Raw genomic sequence first — 17,097 nt, 5'->3', positions numbered from 1 at the left:
AAACTAGAAGTGAGTCATTAAAAAGGTTCGCATGAAGGAGTATTGAACATGAGTGAAAGAAGTACCGAGTTGCTATCGCTTTACCAGGCCCTATTCGAGCAGGTGAAATCGGATTTCTCTGAAGATAACTCAATGACTGCAAAGGAATTATATAAGACTGTCACGGCGAGTAAGGAGTTCTTGTTGCTTAAGGAGCAGGCCAAGGAGGAGGAGCTTGCCCTAGTGGAAGATTTTTTAAAGCGTGATATCGGCAGCTACCTGGCCGAAAAGAACGCCACGGATTTTAGCCATAGCCCTACCGTCATCGCCGCCGAGAATACCCTGTGGCACTGGCTGAGTGAGATAACCGACAGGAGTCAGGTGGAGTGGCATGAGGTGACCCAAGACTTCAAACATCACGGCTATTATCAGAGTGGCGAGATAGTGGGTCAGGGGATCATGGTCTGTACCGGTTGCGGTCACGAAATGCGCATCGAATTCCCCGGGGTGATCCCTGATTGTCCCGAGTGCGATGGCGACCAGTTTACCCGTGAGGCATTGTTGCCATAATCGCGGTTCTAACCATCGACAGGCCCAGCACAGCTAGCTGACTGACATTAAAATAAAAAACCCCGCATTATGCGGGGTTTTTTGTTTCAGCTTTAAGGGAACTCAAGGGGCTAGATCCTTAGTCTGCGGATCACGGCGCCGATTAATATGATGGTGCACAGCAGCAATAGCGGTGTCTGACCCCAGCGGGCAAAACCTGTGCTGCCCGCAACCAGCGGCACCTCGGCCTTGAGCACCCCGGTTTCAAACTGTGGCAGGCTATGGGTGATTTTGCCGCTTGGGTCGACCACGGCAGTGACCCCATTGTTGGTGGCCCTCAGCAGTGGCCTGCCCAGCTCGATGGCACGCATCTGGGCAATTTCCATGTGCTGCAGTGGCCCGTTTGAGCGGCCGAACCAGGCGTCGTTGGAGACGGTGAGCAGCAGCTCTGTGCCCCCATTGACATTGGCCCTTAACTGTTCTGGGAAGGCGATTTCATAACAGATGGCCGGTGCTACCTGATGTCCCACTGCGTCCAGATTAGGCTGCTTGAAGTCGCCCCTGGCGAAGGAAGACATGGGGAGATTAAAGAAGGGGGCCAGCGGCCTGAGCAGATCTTCCAGCGGCACAAACTCACCTATGGGCAGCAGATGATGCTTGCGAAACTCGTTGCTGCCATCGCCGCGATAATCGGCGCTCTCCTGTTGTAACTGCTGGTGGTTACCCAGGACGATCAGCGAGTTATAGAAGTGATTCTGTTGCTTGCTGATGATGCCAGTGATGATGGCGCTGTTATTCAGGCTGGCGACCTTGTTGGCGTTATCGAGAAACTCTTCCACCATATACTCGGGCGCGGGGATTGCGGCCTCCGGCCAGATAAACAGGTCGGTGTCGGCCAGCGACGGCCTGGAGAGGTCCATATATTTTAGCATGGTAGGCCAGAGTGCTTCTGGCTGCCACTTCATACTCTGAGCGATATTGCCTTGCACCAGAGCCACCTTGACCGACTTACCGGTTGGGGTAATGGGTGATAGTTGAGCGCTGGCGTATGCCCCCAGACCGGCAAGAGTTGTGATTAGCAGCAGTGGTGCTGCCCGTAACCCATGTGCACGCAGACTATTACTGCTATGGGTGAAAATGAAGGCCAAGGCGCCGGCGAGCATGGCTAATACCAGGCTGAGTCCCAGGGCGCCTATGTTGCTGGCAAGGGGGGCCAGGGGGCCATTGGTCTGGCTATAGCCGGCCCAGAGCCAGGGAAAGCCGGTTAGCACCCAGCCTCTGGCCCACTCTGTGAGAATCCAGGCGGCGGGGAAGACGGCGAGATAGCGAAGCGCTAGCGAGCTTGGTACCAGCTTGATGGCGAGGTAAGCCGCCAGCGCTGGGTAAACTGCCAGGTAGAGAGCCAAGATGGTCACGAGCCCGAGTGAGGCGATAAGCGGCAGGCCACCGTAGGTGTCTATACTGACGTGCACCCAGCTGATCCCCACAGAGAAACAGCCGAAGCCGAAGCTTAGCCAGTAGAGAAATGTTTGTTTCGGTGTCAGCGAGCGGCTGTGCCCCAGGGCGAACGCCATGGCCAAGGGATAGATGGGCCAAAGTTCATAGGGGGCGAAGGCCAGTGCGGTACTGGCACCCGCCAGATAGGCGAGTACCAGCCGTATTACAGGATGATGGGCAATTGCCCTAAGTCGTAGCAGCATTACAGCCTCATCAAGGGATCGAAGATTTAAGCGCTTTCTTCTTCGGTCTGGGGATCGGGAAGTTTTACCCTGAGCTGAACCAGCCTGCGGGTATCGGCACTAATCACCTTAAATTCAATCTCATCTATGGTGATCTTCTCGTTGCGCTCGGGCAGGTGGCCAAAGGCGTGGGAGACCAGACCGCCGACGGTATCGAACTCTTCGTCACTAAACTGAGTGCCGAAGGTCTCGTTGAAGTCGTCGATGGGGGTCAGAGCCTTAACCATGTAGATCTGTTTACCCACCTTGCGGATCTCTGTCTCTTCGGCGGAGTCGTGATCGAACTCATCTTCGATCTCGCCGACGATCTCTTCGAGAATATCCTCGATGGTCACCAGACCTGAGACGCCGCCATATTCATCGACGACGATCGCCATATGGTAGCGTTGGGAACGGAATTCCTTGAGTAGTACGTCTACGCGCTTGCTCTCTGGCACTACGACGGCCGGACGAATCACCTGTTCTATGGAGAAGGGCTCGTCACTATCCTTAAATCCGTACTGCAGCAGATCTTTGGCCAGCAGTATGCCTTCGATATGATCTTTATCTTCGTTGACTACGGGGAAGCGGGAATGGGCCGAGCCTATGACGGTCGACAGCAGCTCCTCTACCGTGTTGTCTATTTTTAGCGCCACAATTTGTGCCCGTGGGATCATGATGTCACGCACGCGCAGATCGGAGACTTCTAAAACACCTTTAATCATTTCGCGCGTGTCTTCGCTGATCACTTCTCTCTGTTCAGCGTCGTGGATCACTTCCACTAACTCGTCGCGACTCTGTGGTTCGCCCTGGAATAACTGACTTACTTTTTCAAACCAGCCCTTCTTATGGGCGTTGCTACTCGGTGGGTTATCGTCACTCATAGTAATTTCCTGACCAGAATTGGTCGGCTATTGCTCCTTGTAAGGATTGGGAAATCCCAAACTTTCAATAAGTTGAGTCTCTATAGACTCCATCTCTTCTGCTTCGCTATCGATGATGTGATCATACCCTAGCAGATGCAGACAACCATGTACAACCATGTGGGCCCAGTGGGCTTCGAGGCTTTTTCCTTGGATCTCTGCCTCCTGTTCGACCACAGGCACACAGATCACTAAGTCGCCCAGCAGCGGCAGTTCTACCTCTGGGGGCGACTCGAACGGGAATGATAGCACATTTGTCGGCTTGTCTTTGCCTCTATAGGTATGATTTAACTGCTGACTTTCCGCTTCATCCACCAGGCGTATGGTCATCTCTGCCTCGGGCATGGCGTTGCCAAGTGCCAGACGCACCCATGACTCGAATTGCTCCTGGGTCGGCAGCTGCTCGGCCTGGGTCGCTAGTTGCAGATCCAGGTGCAGCGCTATTGGGCTATCAGGCATCATGGTGCTTGGGCTCCTCAGCCTTAAACTGGCTCTCTCGCTTGGCCTTTTCGCTGGCTACTTTCTGGTCATGGGCTTCATAGGCCTCGACGATACGGGCGACTACAGGGTGGCGTACCACATCCTTGGCCTGGAAGAAGTTAAAGCTCACCTCGTCGACTTCGCTAAGCACCTCGATGGCATGGCGCAGGCCGGATTTCTGATGTTTGGGCAGGTCGATCTGAGTGATGTCACCAGTGATCACCGCGCGGGAGTTGAAGCCGATACGGGTGAGGAACATCTTCATCTGCTCCACCGTGGTGTTCTGGCTCTCGTCCAGGATGATAAAGGCATCATTCAGGGTGCGGCCGCGCATGTAGGCCAGGGGCGCGACTTCGATGACGCTACGCTCGATCAGGCGCTCGACCTTCTCGAAGCCCATCATCTCAAACAGGGCGTCATACAGGGGACGCAGGTAAGGATCGACCTTCTGGCTGAGATCGCCGGGCAGGAAGCCGAGTTTCTCGCCGGCTTCGACCGCAGGGCGGGTCAGTAGTATGCGTCTCACTTCCTGACGCTCCAAGGCATCGACCGCAGCGGCGACCGCCAGGTAGGTCTTACCCGTACCGGCCGGGCCGATACCGAAGCTGATGTCATGGCGCACGATATTGGCTACATAATCGCTTTGATTGGGGTTGCGGGGTTTGACCACGCCACGCTTAGTCTTGATATAGAGCTCTTTGTCATCGCGGGGGGCCTCGGCTTCCAGGGCGATCGCCTCTTGAATCGCCATGTGCACCTTATCGGGCTCCAGGTCTGGCGTGCTGCCGCGTACCGGTTGGGTCTCGATATAGAGCTGTTTGAGCAGATTATTGACCGTCAGGCAGTTGTGGGCCTGACCGACAATCTGAAAATGGTTGTTACGATAGTTGATCTCGACGCCGATGCGACGCTCGAGTTGTTTGATATTGTCATCAAAGGGCCCGCAGAGTGAGGCTAGCCTACGGGTATCAGACGGCTCGAGATACAGATTGAGCGTAGTGAGTTTGTTTGACAAAAATAGCTCCAGTTGCGTTTGTCGTTAAAGCGGGTGCCGTCGGGGGACTATTCCCAACAGACTATAGTGACAGTTTACGAGGCATTAAGTTTAATTGCTAATGCTATTTGATTGCACCATTTGATTGAAAACTGGCCGTCCCTAAAAGGTTTATCGATTCAAGGCGCAGTAAAAATGTGTGATAGAAATGGGCAATAAAAAAGCGACCCTGGGGCCGCTTTCTATCCACGCTTAAGAAGGTGTCTAAGGGATAAACTGAGTCACCCCAAGGTCATCATCTTTCTTATGCTTGGCCAGGATGTCTGATGGACGCAGGTCGCGGCGTAGATCCATCTCATCTTCACCGCGAATGAACTTGCCACGCAGTGAGTTGGTAAACACATCGACGATCTCGACATCGACGAAGCTACCTATGTGCTTAGGATCCGCTTCGAAGTTCACCACGCGGTTATTTTCGGTGCGGCCACGCAACTCCATCGGGTTCTTCACCGAAGGCCCCTCAACCAGAATACGCTGCACTGTGCCTAGCATCTGACGGCTGTAGCGCATCGCCTGCTGGGTGATCCTGTCTTGTAGAATCGCCAGGCGTTCCTTCTTCTCATCGAGAGATACATCGTCAGGCAGGTCCGAGGCGGGCGTGCCAGGACGCGCGCTGTAGATAAAGCTGAAGCTGTGGTCGAACTGCACATCTTCAATCAGCTTCATGGTGTCGGCGAAATCCTGCTTAGACTCGCCAGGGAAGCCGACGATGAAGTCAGAGCTGATCTGGATATCGGGTCTTGCCTTACGCAGACGACGGATGATCGACTTATATTCGATGGCCATGTGGCCACGCTTCATCTGGGTGAGGATCAGATCCGAACCTGACTGTACCGGCAGATGCAGGAAGCTCACCAGCTCGGGCGTGTCTTCATACACATCTATGATGTCTTGGGTAAACTCGATCGGGTGGCTGGTGGTGAAACGAATACGATCGATACCGTCGATGGCGGCCACATAGCGCAGCAGCTCGGCGAAGGTACAGATATCGTCATCGTGGGTCGCGCCGCGATAGGCGTTCACGTTCTGGCCTAGCAGGTTAACCTCACGCACGCCTTGTTCGGCGAGCTGAGCGATCTCTAGGATCACGTCGTCTAGCGGACGGCTGACTTCTTCACCACGTGTGTATGGCACCACGCAGAAAGAGCAATACTTGCTACAGCCTTCCATGATGGAGACGAAGGCGCTTGGGCCCTCGGCACGCGGCTCTGGCAGGCGATCGAACTTTTCGATCTCGGGGAAGCTGACGTCGATGACGGCCTTACCGCCCTGTTGGATCTGATCGATCATCTCTGGCAGGCGATGCAGTGTCTGTGGGCCGAAGATCAGGTCGACACACTGAGCTCTGTCTTTGATCGCCTTGCCTTCTTGAGACGCCACGCAGCCACCGACACCTATGATAAGGTTAGGGTTCTTGTCTTTTAGCGTCTTCCAGCGACCCAGCTGGTGGAATACTTTTTCCTGTGCTTTCTCACGAATCGAGCAGGTATTGAGTAGCAGTACATCTGCTTCCTCGGCCTCTTCGGTCAAGGTGTAGCCTTGATATTCGTCGAGCAGGTCGGCCATCTTTGATGAGTCATACTCATTCATCTGACAGCCCCAGGTTTTAATGTGGAGTTTCTTACTCATCAGTTTTGCGCCGTTGTTGCAACTACTGGGAAAAATAGCGCGACATTTTACCCTCTGTGCCGCCTGCTGGCTAGCTTTTGCGCGTCATAAGCGTGAATTTACTCGGTGCGCGTGGATCCTTCGACCGAGAAATTCACCAGGGCGACCTGCCTTTGGCCTGTCTGGCTAAAGAAGGCTTCGGCCATCGCCTGACTGCTGTTTTTGGCCTGAAGCTGTATGCTTGTTTGGATCTCGGCCCTATAATGGCTCATTAATTCAATCGTATATTGATGTAGGGCATAATCTAACGAGTTGCGATAGGTTACAGTCATCCTCTCCATCTCAGGGGCGGACGTGGCTTGGGCCGAGGCCGACATTAGACTGGCGGCGGTGACTAGGCTGGCTATCAGTAACTTTTTCATAGGACACTCCATGACACTCAGCATTGTTGGTTAGCCGTATTGCAAGTTGGCTGTGAATTGAGAGTGTAAAGGCCGTATTTGAGCCATGCGTCGTGCCTTTGTAACTGAGTGTGAGTAGTTGCCTGCCTGGTAACATTTACACACGCAATCTGTCGATGTGACATATTTGGTAATAGAAGTAGGGAGTCGTACCCAAGGTGAGTCAGAACCAGCGCAAGACCTTAGTAAAAGATGTTGTCGTATTAGGCGGCGGTATGGTGGGGGCGGCGACGGCCCTCGGGTTGGCGCAGCTTGGCCTGTCGGTGGCCGTGGTTGAGGCCTATGCGCCTAAGGCCTACGACAGTGAGCAGGCATTGGATCTTAGGGTATCGGCCATTAGCGTTGCCTCGGAGCAGTTGCTCGAGCGTCTGGGCGCCCTGTCTGTGCTCGGCGAGATGCGTCAGGTGGCCTACAAGGGGCTGGAAACCTGGGAAATCGATGGCTGCATCACCCAGTTTCACAGCGACCAGATTGGTGCCTCTCACCTTGGGCATATCGTCGAGAACCGCCTGGTGCAGCTGGCCCTGTGGCAGCAATTTGACCACCATGACAATCTCAGCCTGCTCTGCCCGGCTAAGGTGAGTCAGTTTACCCGCATGGAAGGTGGCATTCGTCTCACCCTGGACGATGGTAGCGAGATAGAGACTCGGCTGCTGGTGGGCGCCGATGGCGCTAACTCTCAGGTGCGCCAGTGGGCCGGGATCGGCGTAACGGGCTGGGATTACGCCCAGTCGGCCATGCTGATCAATATCGCCACCGAGCAAGAAGAGCAGGATGTCACCTGGCAGCAGTTTACCCCCAAGGGGCCGCGGTCCTTGCTTCCGCTACCTGGTAAGCATGCCTCTTTGGTGTGGTATGACGATGCCAGTCGCATCGCGCAGCTGCAAAGTTTAAGTAATCAGGCGCTGCATGAGCAGATAGATGCCCATTTTCCCAAGCGCCTGGCCCGTGAGTTCAAGGTGCTCTCTAAGGGAAGCTTCAAGTTGACCCGTCGCCACGCCCAGCGCTACTTTGATGATCATCTGGTCATTCTGGGCGACGCCGCCCATACCATCAATCCGCTTGCCGGTCAGGGCGTTAACCTGGGCTTTAAGGATGTCAGCGCCCTGATAGACACCTTTGCCGATGCCATCGCCAACCATAAATGCTGGTGGGATAAGGAGGTGCTCATGACCTATCAGGCTAAGCGTTACACCGACAATCAGCTGATGATGACCACCATGGATCTCTTCTATGCCGGCTTTAGCAACGATCTCCTGCCACTGAAACTGCTGCGAAATGGTGCCCTCAAACTGGCGAACATAGACGGCCCTATCAAGCAGAAGGTGCTCAAGTACGCCATGGGGCTATAAGCTCAGGCCATATTGCCCTTGTCCGGGATAAATTTGTTGCCGACTCGATTGAGTGCTAAAATGCCGCGTTTTTTATTGGCACTTGCGAACGGACAAGGGTGAAATGAGCAATATAAAGCTTATCGTAGGCTTGGCTAATCCAGGCGACAAATATGAGCAGACTCGGCACAACGCAGGTGCATGGTATGTCAAGGAGCTGGCCCGGGTGTGTGGTGTCAGCCTGGTGCCCGACAGCAAATACTATGGCTTGACCGCTAGGGCAACCCTGTACGGCAAAGATGTGCGTCTGTTGATCCCAACCACCTTCATGAACCTCAGTGGTAAGTCGGTGGGGGCCTTGGCAAACTTCTTCCGTATTGCACCCGATGAGATCTTAGTGGCTCACGATGAGCTGGATATGCCGCCGGGCGTGGCCAAGTTTAAGTTGGGTGGCGGTCATGGTGGTCACAATGGCCTCAAAGATATCATCGCCAAGCTCGCCAACGACAAGGGGTTCTATCGACTGCGTATCGGCATTGGCCATCCAGGTGATAAAAGCATGGTCAGCAACTATGTGCTGGGCAAGGCGCCGCAGACCGAACAACGCCTCATCGAAGAGGTCATTGACGAGGCGGTGCGCGCCACCGAGGTGCTCTTTAAGGAAGATATGAGTAAGGCGATGCACAGGTTGCACTCTTACAAGGCCGGTTAAATAGACCATTCGGCAGTGAACAGCTTCATTATCGCATTGGCGATAAGGTTAATTGAATAAAGGTAATAATATGGGTTTTAAATGTGGCATCGTCGGCCTACCAAACGTAGGTAAATCGACTCTGTTCAACGCCTTGACTAAGGCGGGTATCGAAGCGTCAAACTTCCCGTTTTGTACGATCGAGCCTAACACGGGTGTGGTACCTGTGCCGGATCCACGTTTGGAGGCCCTGGCGGAAATCGTTAAGCCTGAACGTGTGTTGCCAACCACTATGGAATTCGTCGATATCGCGGGTTTGGTAGCGGGTGCCTCTAAAGGGGAAGGCCTGGGTAACAAGTTTCTGGCAAACATTCGCGAAACCGATGCTATCGGTCACGTGGTGCGCTGTTTTGAAGATGACAATATCGTGCACGTGGCTAACAAGGTATCGCCTGCAAGCGACATCGAAGTGATCAACACAGAACTGGCGCTGGCCGACTTGGACTCTTGTGAGCGCGCCATCACTCGTCAGCAAAAGCGTGCTAAGGGCGGCGATAAAGATGCTAAGTTCGAGGTGAGCGTGCTGGAGAAGATGCGCCCCGTGCTGGACGAAGGCCACATGCTGCGCTCAATGGATCTCAGTAAAGAGGAGTTAGCGGCGGTTAACTATCTTAACTTCCTGACCCTCAAGCCAACCATGTATATCGCTAACGTTGCCGAAGATGGATTCGAGAACAACCCACATCTGGACGTGGTACGCGAGATCGCGGCCAGAGAGAATGCGGTAGTTGTGGCTGTGTGTGCAGCAATTGAATCTGAGCTGGCCGAGATGGATGCAGAAGATCGTGACGAGTTCATGGCCGACTTAGGCTTGGAAGAGCCAGGTCTCGACCGTGTGATCCGTGCCGGTTACCAACTGCTGGATCTGCACACCTACTTTACCGCAGGTGTGAAAGAGGTTCGCGCCTGGACTGTGCCAGTCGGCGCCTGTGCCCCCCAAGCGGCCGGTGTGATCCACACCGACTTCGAACGCGGTTTCATTCGTGCCCAGGTGATGTCTTATGATGACTTCATCGCTTACAAGGGTGAGGCGGGTGCTAAGGATGCGGGCAAACTGCGTGTCGAAGGTAAGACCTATGTGGTTAAAGATGGCGATGTGATGCATTTCCTCTTCAACGTATAGGGATTGACGCCGCGTTTAGCGGCGAAAACCGACAAACGCTTAAGCGGCTCGATACTCCTATCGGGCCGTTTTGCTTTATCTCGCGGCTGAAAATAGGCGTTAATTGCAGGTTTTTAGGGGCGAATTGCATAAGGCCTGTTCACTTTGGTGAGTTTATAGGCGAACGGCTAAGATAGTTTAAATTAGCGAAAAAAAGCTGTTGACCTGCCTACGCTGAATAAGCATAATACGCCCCGTTCCTCAGCAAGAGGGGCGCGAAATATCGATGGCTATGTAGCTCAGCTGGTTAGAGCACAGCACTCATAATGCTGGGGTCGCAGGTTCAAGTCCCGCCATAGCTACCATCCCTTCAAGATGTAAAATTGATTGTGGCAGGGACTTGGTCCAGACAATATAGGCCACCATCTCTTCAAGATGTAAAACTAGAGACAGTGCGGGAGTGGTGGAATTGGTAGACACGCCAGATTTAGGTTCTGGTGCCGCAAGGTGTGAGAGTTCAAGTCTCTCCTCCCGTACCATTTATTTTTGACTAGAGGTTGTCTACCTTTAGTCTTAAGCAAGAAAATTGGGGTATCGCCAAGCGGTAAGGCACCGGGTTTTGATCTCGGCATTCCCAGGTTCGAATCCTGGTACCCCAGCCATTTTCCTCTTGCTTAACTTGATTATTGGGGTATCGCCAAGCGGTAAGGCACCGGGTTTTGATCTCGGCATTCCCAGGTTCGAATCCTGGTACCCCAGCCATTTATCAATAAGATAAATGTGGCTATGTAGCTCAGCTGGTTAGAGCACAGCACTCATAATGCTGGGGTCGCAGGTTCAAGTCCCGCCATAGCTACCATCTTATTTCAGGTAAATCCGCCGTTATCGGCGCCATCTGCTCTAGATGTAAAACTAGAGATTTGCTAGTTAGTTGAGCTCTAGGCTCAGACATATGACTAGAATCTTCATCAAGATATAAAACTAGATGCTAAGCGGGAGTGGTGGAATTGGTAGACACGCCAGATTTAGGTTCTGGTGCCGCAAGGTGTGAGAGTTCAAGTCTCTCCTCCCGTACCATTATTTAGGCTTGCAGGTATCGCCTGTAACCCGACAAAAAAACTTATTGGGGTATCGCCAAGCGGTAAGGCACCGGGTTTTGATCTCGGCATTCCCAGGTTCGAATCCTGGTACCCCAGCCATATTTATCTTCATCTAGATATAAAATTGATGCATTGCGAGCAATGAACTCGCTATCCTGTCAGGATATAAAACCAGATGCAGTGCGGGAGTGGTGGAATTGGTAGACACGCCAGATTTAGGTTCTGGTGCCGCAAGGTGTGAGAGTTCAAGTCTCTCCTCCCGTACCATTATAAAATACGAAGAGCCTGTCCAAGTGACAGGCTTTTTTGTATCTGAAGCCTGCTAGTTGTTGGCCGCTTCTTAGAGATTCGATACCAATTTATTTAAAAGAGTAGTTAATCAATGATTACTCAGCGCTTTATTGGAGCGTTCATTAAATTGAGATCGACGTCGGTATTTTCAGTAGCTAATCGATTTGTTGTCCGAGTTTAGCGCTTCTTTAGTTATATTCGCCAATAGTGCTCTCTGCGCTTCCTATTTTATTCATCCCTTCATAAAGTGTCTTGTCAATAAAGAAGATAGGGGCGATCTACGCATGTTAATCGTACGAAGTGCCTAGATGATACTGATGAGGAGTAAGTGAATGAGATCTGGGAGCACAAACAATATCAGACGTGTTTAAAATGCTTGTTATGTGTTTTGCTGTGCGCCCTTCGCAAGAAGTCTTTTTATCTTTGAGTCATGACATGGGGGCAGTGTCGGATATTGGGTACTTCTTCGAGATCAATTGTAATGGTTTGCTGGTGGGATAAGTGCTGAGCGGTAATAAATCCTAATGTTTGGTAACAAATCATCCTTTTGTTAACTTTTGTTAGCCGTTTTAGTGCTAACAATCACGCTTTTTCTGTTGCGGTCAACATTTTTATAACCAATATGTTTGGGGTTGTTAACCTGTATTGGTTGGGTTGTTAACAATTTCACCTTTGTTTGTGCAGTATTTCTCGTTGAGTAATTTGTTCTAAAATGCAATCGAGACGGTCACACTTTAATTGCACTCGGTTAGTTACATTTCGCTTGCCCCAATAAAGAGGGCTAAATAAAAAGTGAGTGGAACAGATGATGAAACGAGTCAATATAAAAGTTACTGCTTTAGCAGCATTCATCGGACTGGCCTTAACGGGCTGTGGTGGCGATGATGGCGCGCCAGGCGCAGACGGTGCTAATGGCACTGACGGTAAAGATGGTAAGCCTGGTTTAACTGTGGCGACCTCTGCAACCGACCTAGCAGTGAATGTCGATAAGGTATTGGTCGCCAGTGACAGTGAAGTGACCTTTACGGTTACTAATGAGAAAGACTTACCCGTTGTTGGCCTAGAGCACTTTGGCTTTATTTTATCTGGCCTAGAACAAGGTCAAAATGGTGATGCCAATAGCTGGAAGCTACTTAGCTCTGAGTCTTGCCCTGGCAGCAAGTATGCTAAATGTGGCACATTAACCGACAACCAAGATGGCACTTATACTTATAAGTTCCTAAAGGATGTGACTACAGAAACAGCCTTTAGTGTGACAGATGACAAGACACTACGTCTCATTGTCACAACGGGTGGCGATACACTGGGTGGAAAAACCTTAGCCTATGCCAACAAAAGCCATGATTTTCGTAATAATGGCGAAGCACCGCTTTACACTAAGAGTGTGATCAACAATCAAAACTGTACTGGTTGTCACGATGACTTCACCATTCATGGTGGTCACTACAAAGAAGTGGAAACTTGTATCTCTTGCCACACAGACAATAAAGTTAGCAGTGCCTCTAAAGTCTTTCCTATGCTTGCCCATGATAAGCATATTGGTGTGATTTCTGCGCCTGTAGGTGGTTGTGATAACTGTCACTCCGAAAATGAGCAGGCTGTTGATTACACTAACTGGAAGACAGTACCGACCCAAGAAACCTGTATTACCTGTCATACCGATGTGAACTTCAAAGAGGGCGTTAACCACTGGCCATATGAAGATAATGCTCAGTGTGCAAACTGCCATACGCCAGAAGTTGTTGAGACAGTGCATTTAGCGACCTATAAGGGACAGACCTCTCGTCGTGAAAATGTGCATCTGACTGTGACCGATGCCAAAATGGTGGCAGTACCTCAAGCTCAGAAAAACATTGATTCTGGTTTAGATACGGCTAAAACCGGTTATGTACAGCTTACCGTTGATATTCTCGACAAAGATGGTAAGTCGATGAATAAGCAACTAGATAAAGTCGACTTCTTCTATTACTCAGAGTTCTACATCAACTGGGGTGGTCAAGATATGGGAATGGAGCGTGGTAAAATCCTACGCGTATTCACCAATAAGGAGAACTTCCCTGGCTATGTAGAAGATCCTATCGTACTGAGCTATGAGAACGGTAAGACGACCTATGAGATAGGTCCTTTTGAGCTAGAAGATGAGTTCGAAGGTAGCCTAACTGATAGCTATGGTATGGTCACGCCGCGTATCTGGTTCTGTATGGATAAGAAGGGGGAAAACCTCGAGTCTTGTAAGGAAACATCGAGTGTTTGGGGCCAAGGTGCCGCAGGCTTCAACTGGTTACACTTCTTTGATGATAAAGGCCTTATCCCTGAAAGACCTCGCCGTCAAATCGTTACCAACGAAAAGTGTGGTTCATGCCATGGTATGACAACTCGCGATAGCGATGGCATGGCTCAAATGACACTGAACTGTCGTAGCTGTCACGCTGTTACTAAGAATGATCCAGCATACTTCGGTACTACCTGTGCATCGGGCTCAGTGGATAACGATGGTGACGGTATTCTAGATGAGATGATTAAGCTGAAAAGCTTATCTCCTCGTGGTGAGCGTGACTGGACAACCGCATCAAATGCCGGTGAAGAATGCTTAGCTTGTCACAATGCGAATAACCCACCGACTCAGGTTGTACGTGACTCTCATACTAAGCAAGGTGATGCTGACTATGTTGAGCAGTTAACTATGAGCCACCCTGATCAGAAAGTATGGATTCATGCTATGCATGCAAACAACCGTGCAAACCAAGGTGGTGAAGGCTGGAAGCGTAATGTTGAGTATTCAGCTGATCTTGCTAACTGTGTGAAGTGTCACGAAGGTGATAGCTTTGATGCCAAGTACTTAGTGGGTCGTAAGCCATTGGCGCTGGATCTTGATTATATGGATACCTATGACGGTCTAGACCCTGCAAATGGTAAAGATACCAGCGGCAACAAGCGTTACGCGGTGGATGCTAAAGCTGATGCCTATGTATCACCAACCGCTGCAGTTTGCTTAAGCTGTCATGGTAAACGTGCCGCCGAAGAGGGTGAAGATCGCCGTCAAGTGCGTAAAGATGTTGTGAGTCATATGAAACAAAATGGAGCACAGTTCGGTGTGGAGCTAGGTCAGTACACAGGCGAAGAGTCATGTGCAGTGTGTCATGATTTAAATAACCTAAAGGAATCACATAACCTGAAATAAAGTTTTCATCCTGCAATATTTTTGGCCCTAGCTTTTTGCTAGGGTCTTTTTTTACGGGGATCACAAATATTAACAAAGCGTCAATTGTTTAATTGGAACTCAGCATTATGTCAGATTTAGGATTAATAAAGTGCCGTAGAATACTGCTTGGGGGCTGCTAAAAGTAGTAGGGGTTAGGTTGTGAAGATTACAGAATTTTTAATGATTGATTTGGATGCCAGAGAGTTAGTCGATACTAAACTTTCGACTCGTTGTGCATTATCGCTCTCTGAATTAGAAGTACTAAAAAGCTTAGTTAAGAATGTAGGTGAGGTAGTTAGTAAAGAGACTCTAAATGCCGCCGGCTGGCCTGGCAGAGTCGTTGCGCCTTCATCTTTGACTCAATGCATGAGTAGCTTAAGAAAAAAGTTACATGGAAAAACAGACATTGAAATAAAAAATATCCCGCGCTACGGATACAGCTTGTGCATTACTGAGACGGTAGAAACTGGATCTCCTGCGGTGGCAGCTAATGTAGGCACGCTAAGCTGTCAGGAAACTCCTGACAGAAGATCAACGACAGCGATTTCAATTCAGAGTGAAAGTGAACTTAAGTCAACCAAGCTGAGATTTTATCGTAATACAGTATTGAGTATTGTTATTGTGTTAATTGCAGGGCTGCATTTTTCAGGTGGATTAAAAGCCACCGTTAATTACCTTTCTTTGCTTACTGAACCTGATGTAGCTTCGATTACTGCAAAGCCTTTCTCATTGGCGCGAAACGAATCGTTGTTATACACAGTGCAATTAGATGACCAAGCAGAAAGTATTACCACCCAAGGTGTGATTGATAATTGGTTTAACTATGACAGTATTTTTAAAAATGCCAGCGAAAAACAGTTGTTTGCTTTTGAAAATGGTCGTTATGAATCTGTGGCGTTATGTAACCAATTTAATGGTCGTTGCACTGACAAACAGCCACTTAATTTAGTCAGATCTGTGGGTGACGTTACTCCACCTCTTGATATTCAATGGTTAGCGGATACTAAGCTCAGAATGGAGCAAGTGACCTATAACAACATCCTCTTAGATAAATTTGCACCAGCAGATAAAAGCGTGGTTGAAGACGTCTATCGAGCCGATGTTTACTACTACTCTGACAGTAAGAATATAGTTCGTGCAGATGTTCGCTTATCAATGATATTTGATTCTGCAAACCGAGGTAAGTTGGTTGCAGCAGCATGTATTACCGATGACATGCTTAAAGAGATCTCTATTCGTTATCAATTTAGTGGTGACTTTAAATTGACGCAAAGTGAAGTAGATGGCAAAGCTGTTCGCACTTTCCTTGTGGATGTAGATGATAGTTCCTTCACCAGTCCACAACAGATCTCGAAAGAGTCTGCGACTATATACCGCGAGATCCGCAAACATGTACTGCAGAATGAGCGAATGGTGTTGAGGCAACTTCATCAAGATGATGATAGCGGTGTATGGATGCTACCCTTGTGGGGGGAGACTATGGTATGGGCTCATAGGGAGCAAGTGTCACTCTAATGAAAAGAGAATTGGATTGGAGATGACACAAAAAAGCCACTCATAAGAGTGGCTTTTTTCGTCAAGCATGAAGCTTGTGATTAGTGCTTAAACATCGCAGAGATAGACTCTTCGTTGCTCACACGGCGAATAGCTTCTGCCATCACGCTAGACATGGTCAGCTGAGTCACCTTATCCAGTGCCGCCATCTCTTCGCTTAGCGGGATGGTGTCGGTCACTATCACTTCGTCGATCACAGACTCGGCGATGTTCTTAGGCGCGTTACCAGAGAATACTGGGTGAGTCGCGTAGGCGAATACGCGGTTTGCACCGTGTTCTTTCAGCGCTTCGGCAGCCTTACACAGAGTACCGCCTGTGTCGATCATGTCGTCGACAATGATGCAGTCGCGGCCTTGAACGTCACCTATGATATGCATTACCTGAGCAACGTTCGCCTGTGGACGACGCTTGTCGATGATAGCCAGATCTGAGTCATCAAGTAGCTTGGCAACGGCGCGGGCACGTACTACACCACCGATATCTGGTGAAACCACGACAGGGTTGTCCAGTTCCTTGCCCAGCATATCTTCCAGCAGCACAGGGCTACCGAATACGTTGTCTACAGGTACATCGAAGAAGCCCTGGATCTGCTCGGCGTGCAGGTCACAGGTCAGTACGCGGTCGACACCTACGCTTGATAGGAAGTCGGCGACAACCTTAGCGGTAATAGGCACACGAGCACTGCGTACGCGACGGTCTTGACGGGCGTAGCCGAAGTAAGGAATAACTGCAGTAATACGGCCAGCAGATGCGCGACGTAGCGCGTCTACCATAACGATGAGTTCCATCAGGTTATCGTTAGTAGGTGCACAAGTAGATTGAATGATAAATACATCCGCCCCACGTACATTTTCGTTAATCTGGACACTGATTTCACCGTCACTGAAAACGCCAACCTCAGCGTCTCCGAGTTTACAAAATAGGCGATCTGCTATCTTCTTGGCGAGACTGGGGGTTGCGTTACCAGCAAATAGTTTAATGTCAGGCACTGTAT

The 17,097-nt window shown here is 50.3% G+C and carries 13 protein-coding genes and 8 tRNA genes; 14 read left to right on the top strand and 7 right to left on the bottom strand.

Features of this window, described 5'->3' with window-relative positions:
• Positions 1-48 precede the first annotated feature (48 nt).
• Positions 49-549 (top strand): zinc ribbon-containing protein, encoded by a 501-nt coding sequence (locus GNT65_RS16225; protein WP_160798099.1) that lies wholly within the window; start codon positions 49-51, stop codon positions 547-549.
• A 110-nt stretch (positions 550-659) separates the two neighbouring features.
• Here the strand turns inward: GNT65_RS16225 and lnt are convergent, their stop codons facing one another.
• The 6 genes from lnt to GNT65_RS16195 form a co-directional block, all read right to left on the bottom strand.
• Positions 660-2,228, bottom strand: coding sequence for an apolipoprotein N-acyltransferase (lnt, locus tag GNT65_RS16220; RefSeq protein WP_160798097.1), 1,569 nt, complete (start codon positions 2,226-2,228; stop codon positions 660-662).
• A gap of 26 nt (positions 2,229-2,254) precedes the next feature.
• Entirely contained in the window at positions 2,255-3,130 is an 876-nt protein-coding gene (corC, locus tag GNT65_RS16215) for a CNNM family magnesium/cobalt transport protein CorC (RefSeq protein WP_160798095.1), read from the bottom strand.
• 27 nt (positions 3,131-3,157) lie between these two features.
• Positions 3,158-3,628, bottom strand: coding sequence for an rRNA maturation RNase YbeY (gene ybeY, locus GNT65_RS16210; protein ID WP_181006338.1), 471 nt, complete (start codon positions 3,626-3,628; stop codon positions 3,158-3,160).
• On the bottom strand, positions 3,621-4,664 hold the full coding sequence (locus tag GNT65_RS16205) for a PhoH family protein (RefSeq protein ID WP_160798091.1): 1,044 nt from the start codon (positions 4,662-4,664) through the stop codon (positions 3,621-3,623). Before GNT65_RS16205 ends, ybeY begins: the two co-directional genes overlap by 8 nt.
• 243 nt (positions 4,665-4,907) lie before the next feature.
• The gene (gene miaB / locus GNT65_RS16200) at positions 4,908-6,332 is read right to left on the bottom strand and encodes a tRNA (N6-isopentenyl adenosine(37)-C2)-methylthiotransferase MiaB (RefSeq protein WP_160798089.1); all 1,425 of its coding nucleotides are present in this window, start codon (positions 6,330-6,332) and stop codon (positions 4,908-4,910) included.
• A 98-nt stretch (positions 6,333-6,430) separates the two neighbouring features.
• Positions 6,431-6,733, bottom strand: a complete 303-nt coding sequence (locus tag GNT65_RS16195) for a hypothetical protein (RefSeq protein WP_160798087.1) — start codon at positions 6,731-6,733, stop codon at positions 6,431-6,433.
• 254 nt (positions 6,734-6,987) lie between these two features.
• On the opposite strand from GNT65_RS16195, the gene GNT65_RS16190 reads away from it, so the two are divergent.
• The 13 genes from GNT65_RS16190 (at position 6,988) to GNT65_RS16130 (ending at position 16,064) form a co-directional block, all read left to right on the top strand.
• Entirely contained in the window at positions 6,988-8,124 is a 1,137-nt protein-coding gene (locus GNT65_RS16190; RefSeq protein ID WP_181006337.1) for an FAD-dependent monooxygenase, read from the top strand.
• A 103-nt stretch (positions 8,125-8,227) separates the two neighbouring features.
• A complete protein-coding gene (gene pth / locus GNT65_RS16185; protein WP_160798083.1) occupies positions 8,228-8,815 on the top strand; it encodes an aminoacyl-tRNA hydrolase in 588 nt (195 codons plus the stop codon).
• Between the two features lie 70 nt (positions 8,816-8,885).
• Positions 8,886-9,977 (top strand): redox-regulated ATPase YchF, encoded by a 1,092-nt coding sequence (ychF, locus tag GNT65_RS16180; protein ID WP_160798081.1) that lies wholly within the window; start codon positions 8,886-8,888, stop codon positions 9,975-9,977.
• Between the two features lie 267 nt (positions 9,978-10,244).
• Positions 10,245-10,321 (top strand) — tRNA-Met (locus GNT65_RS16175).
• Between the two features lie 89 nt (positions 10,322-10,410).
• A tRNA-Leu gene (locus tag GNT65_RS16170) sits at positions 10,411-10,495 on the top strand.
• Between the two features lie 48 nt (positions 10,496-10,543).
• Positions 10,544-10,618 (top strand) — tRNA-Gln (locus GNT65_RS16165).
• Between the two features lie 25 nt (positions 10,619-10,643).
• Positions 10,644-10,718, top strand: a tRNA-Gln gene (locus GNT65_RS16160).
• A gap of 20 nt (positions 10,719-10,738) precedes the next feature.
• Positions 10,739-10,815: transfer RNA gene (locus tag GNT65_RS16155), tRNA-Met, on the top strand.
• Positions 10,816-10,948: 133 nt separating this feature from the next.
• Positions 10,949-11,033 (top strand) — tRNA-Leu (locus GNT65_RS16150).
• A gap of 47 nt (positions 11,034-11,080) precedes the next feature.
• Positions 11,081-11,155 (top strand) — tRNA-Gln (locus tag GNT65_RS16145).
• An 83-nt stretch (positions 11,156-11,238) separates the two neighbouring features.
• A tRNA-Leu gene (locus GNT65_RS16140) sits at positions 11,239-11,323 on the top strand.
• A gap of 829 nt (positions 11,324-12,152) precedes the next feature.
• Positions 12,153-14,528 (top strand): multiheme c-type cytochrome, encoded by a 2,376-nt coding sequence (locus GNT65_RS16135; protein WP_160798079.1) that lies wholly within the window; start codon positions 12,153-12,155, stop codon positions 14,526-14,528.
• A 180-nt stretch (positions 14,529-14,708) separates the two neighbouring features.
• Positions 14,709-16,064 (top strand): winged helix-turn-helix domain-containing protein, encoded by a 1,356-nt coding sequence (locus GNT65_RS16130; RefSeq protein ID WP_160798077.1) that lies wholly within the window; start codon positions 14,709-14,711, stop codon positions 16,062-16,064.
• 80 nt (positions 16,065-16,144) lie between these two features.
• Here GNT65_RS16130 and GNT65_RS16125 read toward each other — a convergent pair whose 3' ends face one another.
• A complete protein-coding gene (locus GNT65_RS16125) occupies positions 16,145-17,092 on the bottom strand; it encodes a ribose-phosphate pyrophosphokinase (protein ID WP_041509157.1) in 948 nt (315 codons plus the stop codon).
• Between the last annotated feature and the right edge of the window lie 5 nt (positions 17,093-17,097).

It is taken from the genome of Shewanella insulae, assembly GCF_009831655.1.
GTDB lineage: Bacteria > Pseudomonadota > Gammaproteobacteria > Enterobacterales > Shewanellaceae > Shewanella > Shewanella insulae.
This window is presented reverse-complemented; position numbering and strand designations above follow the sequence as displayed.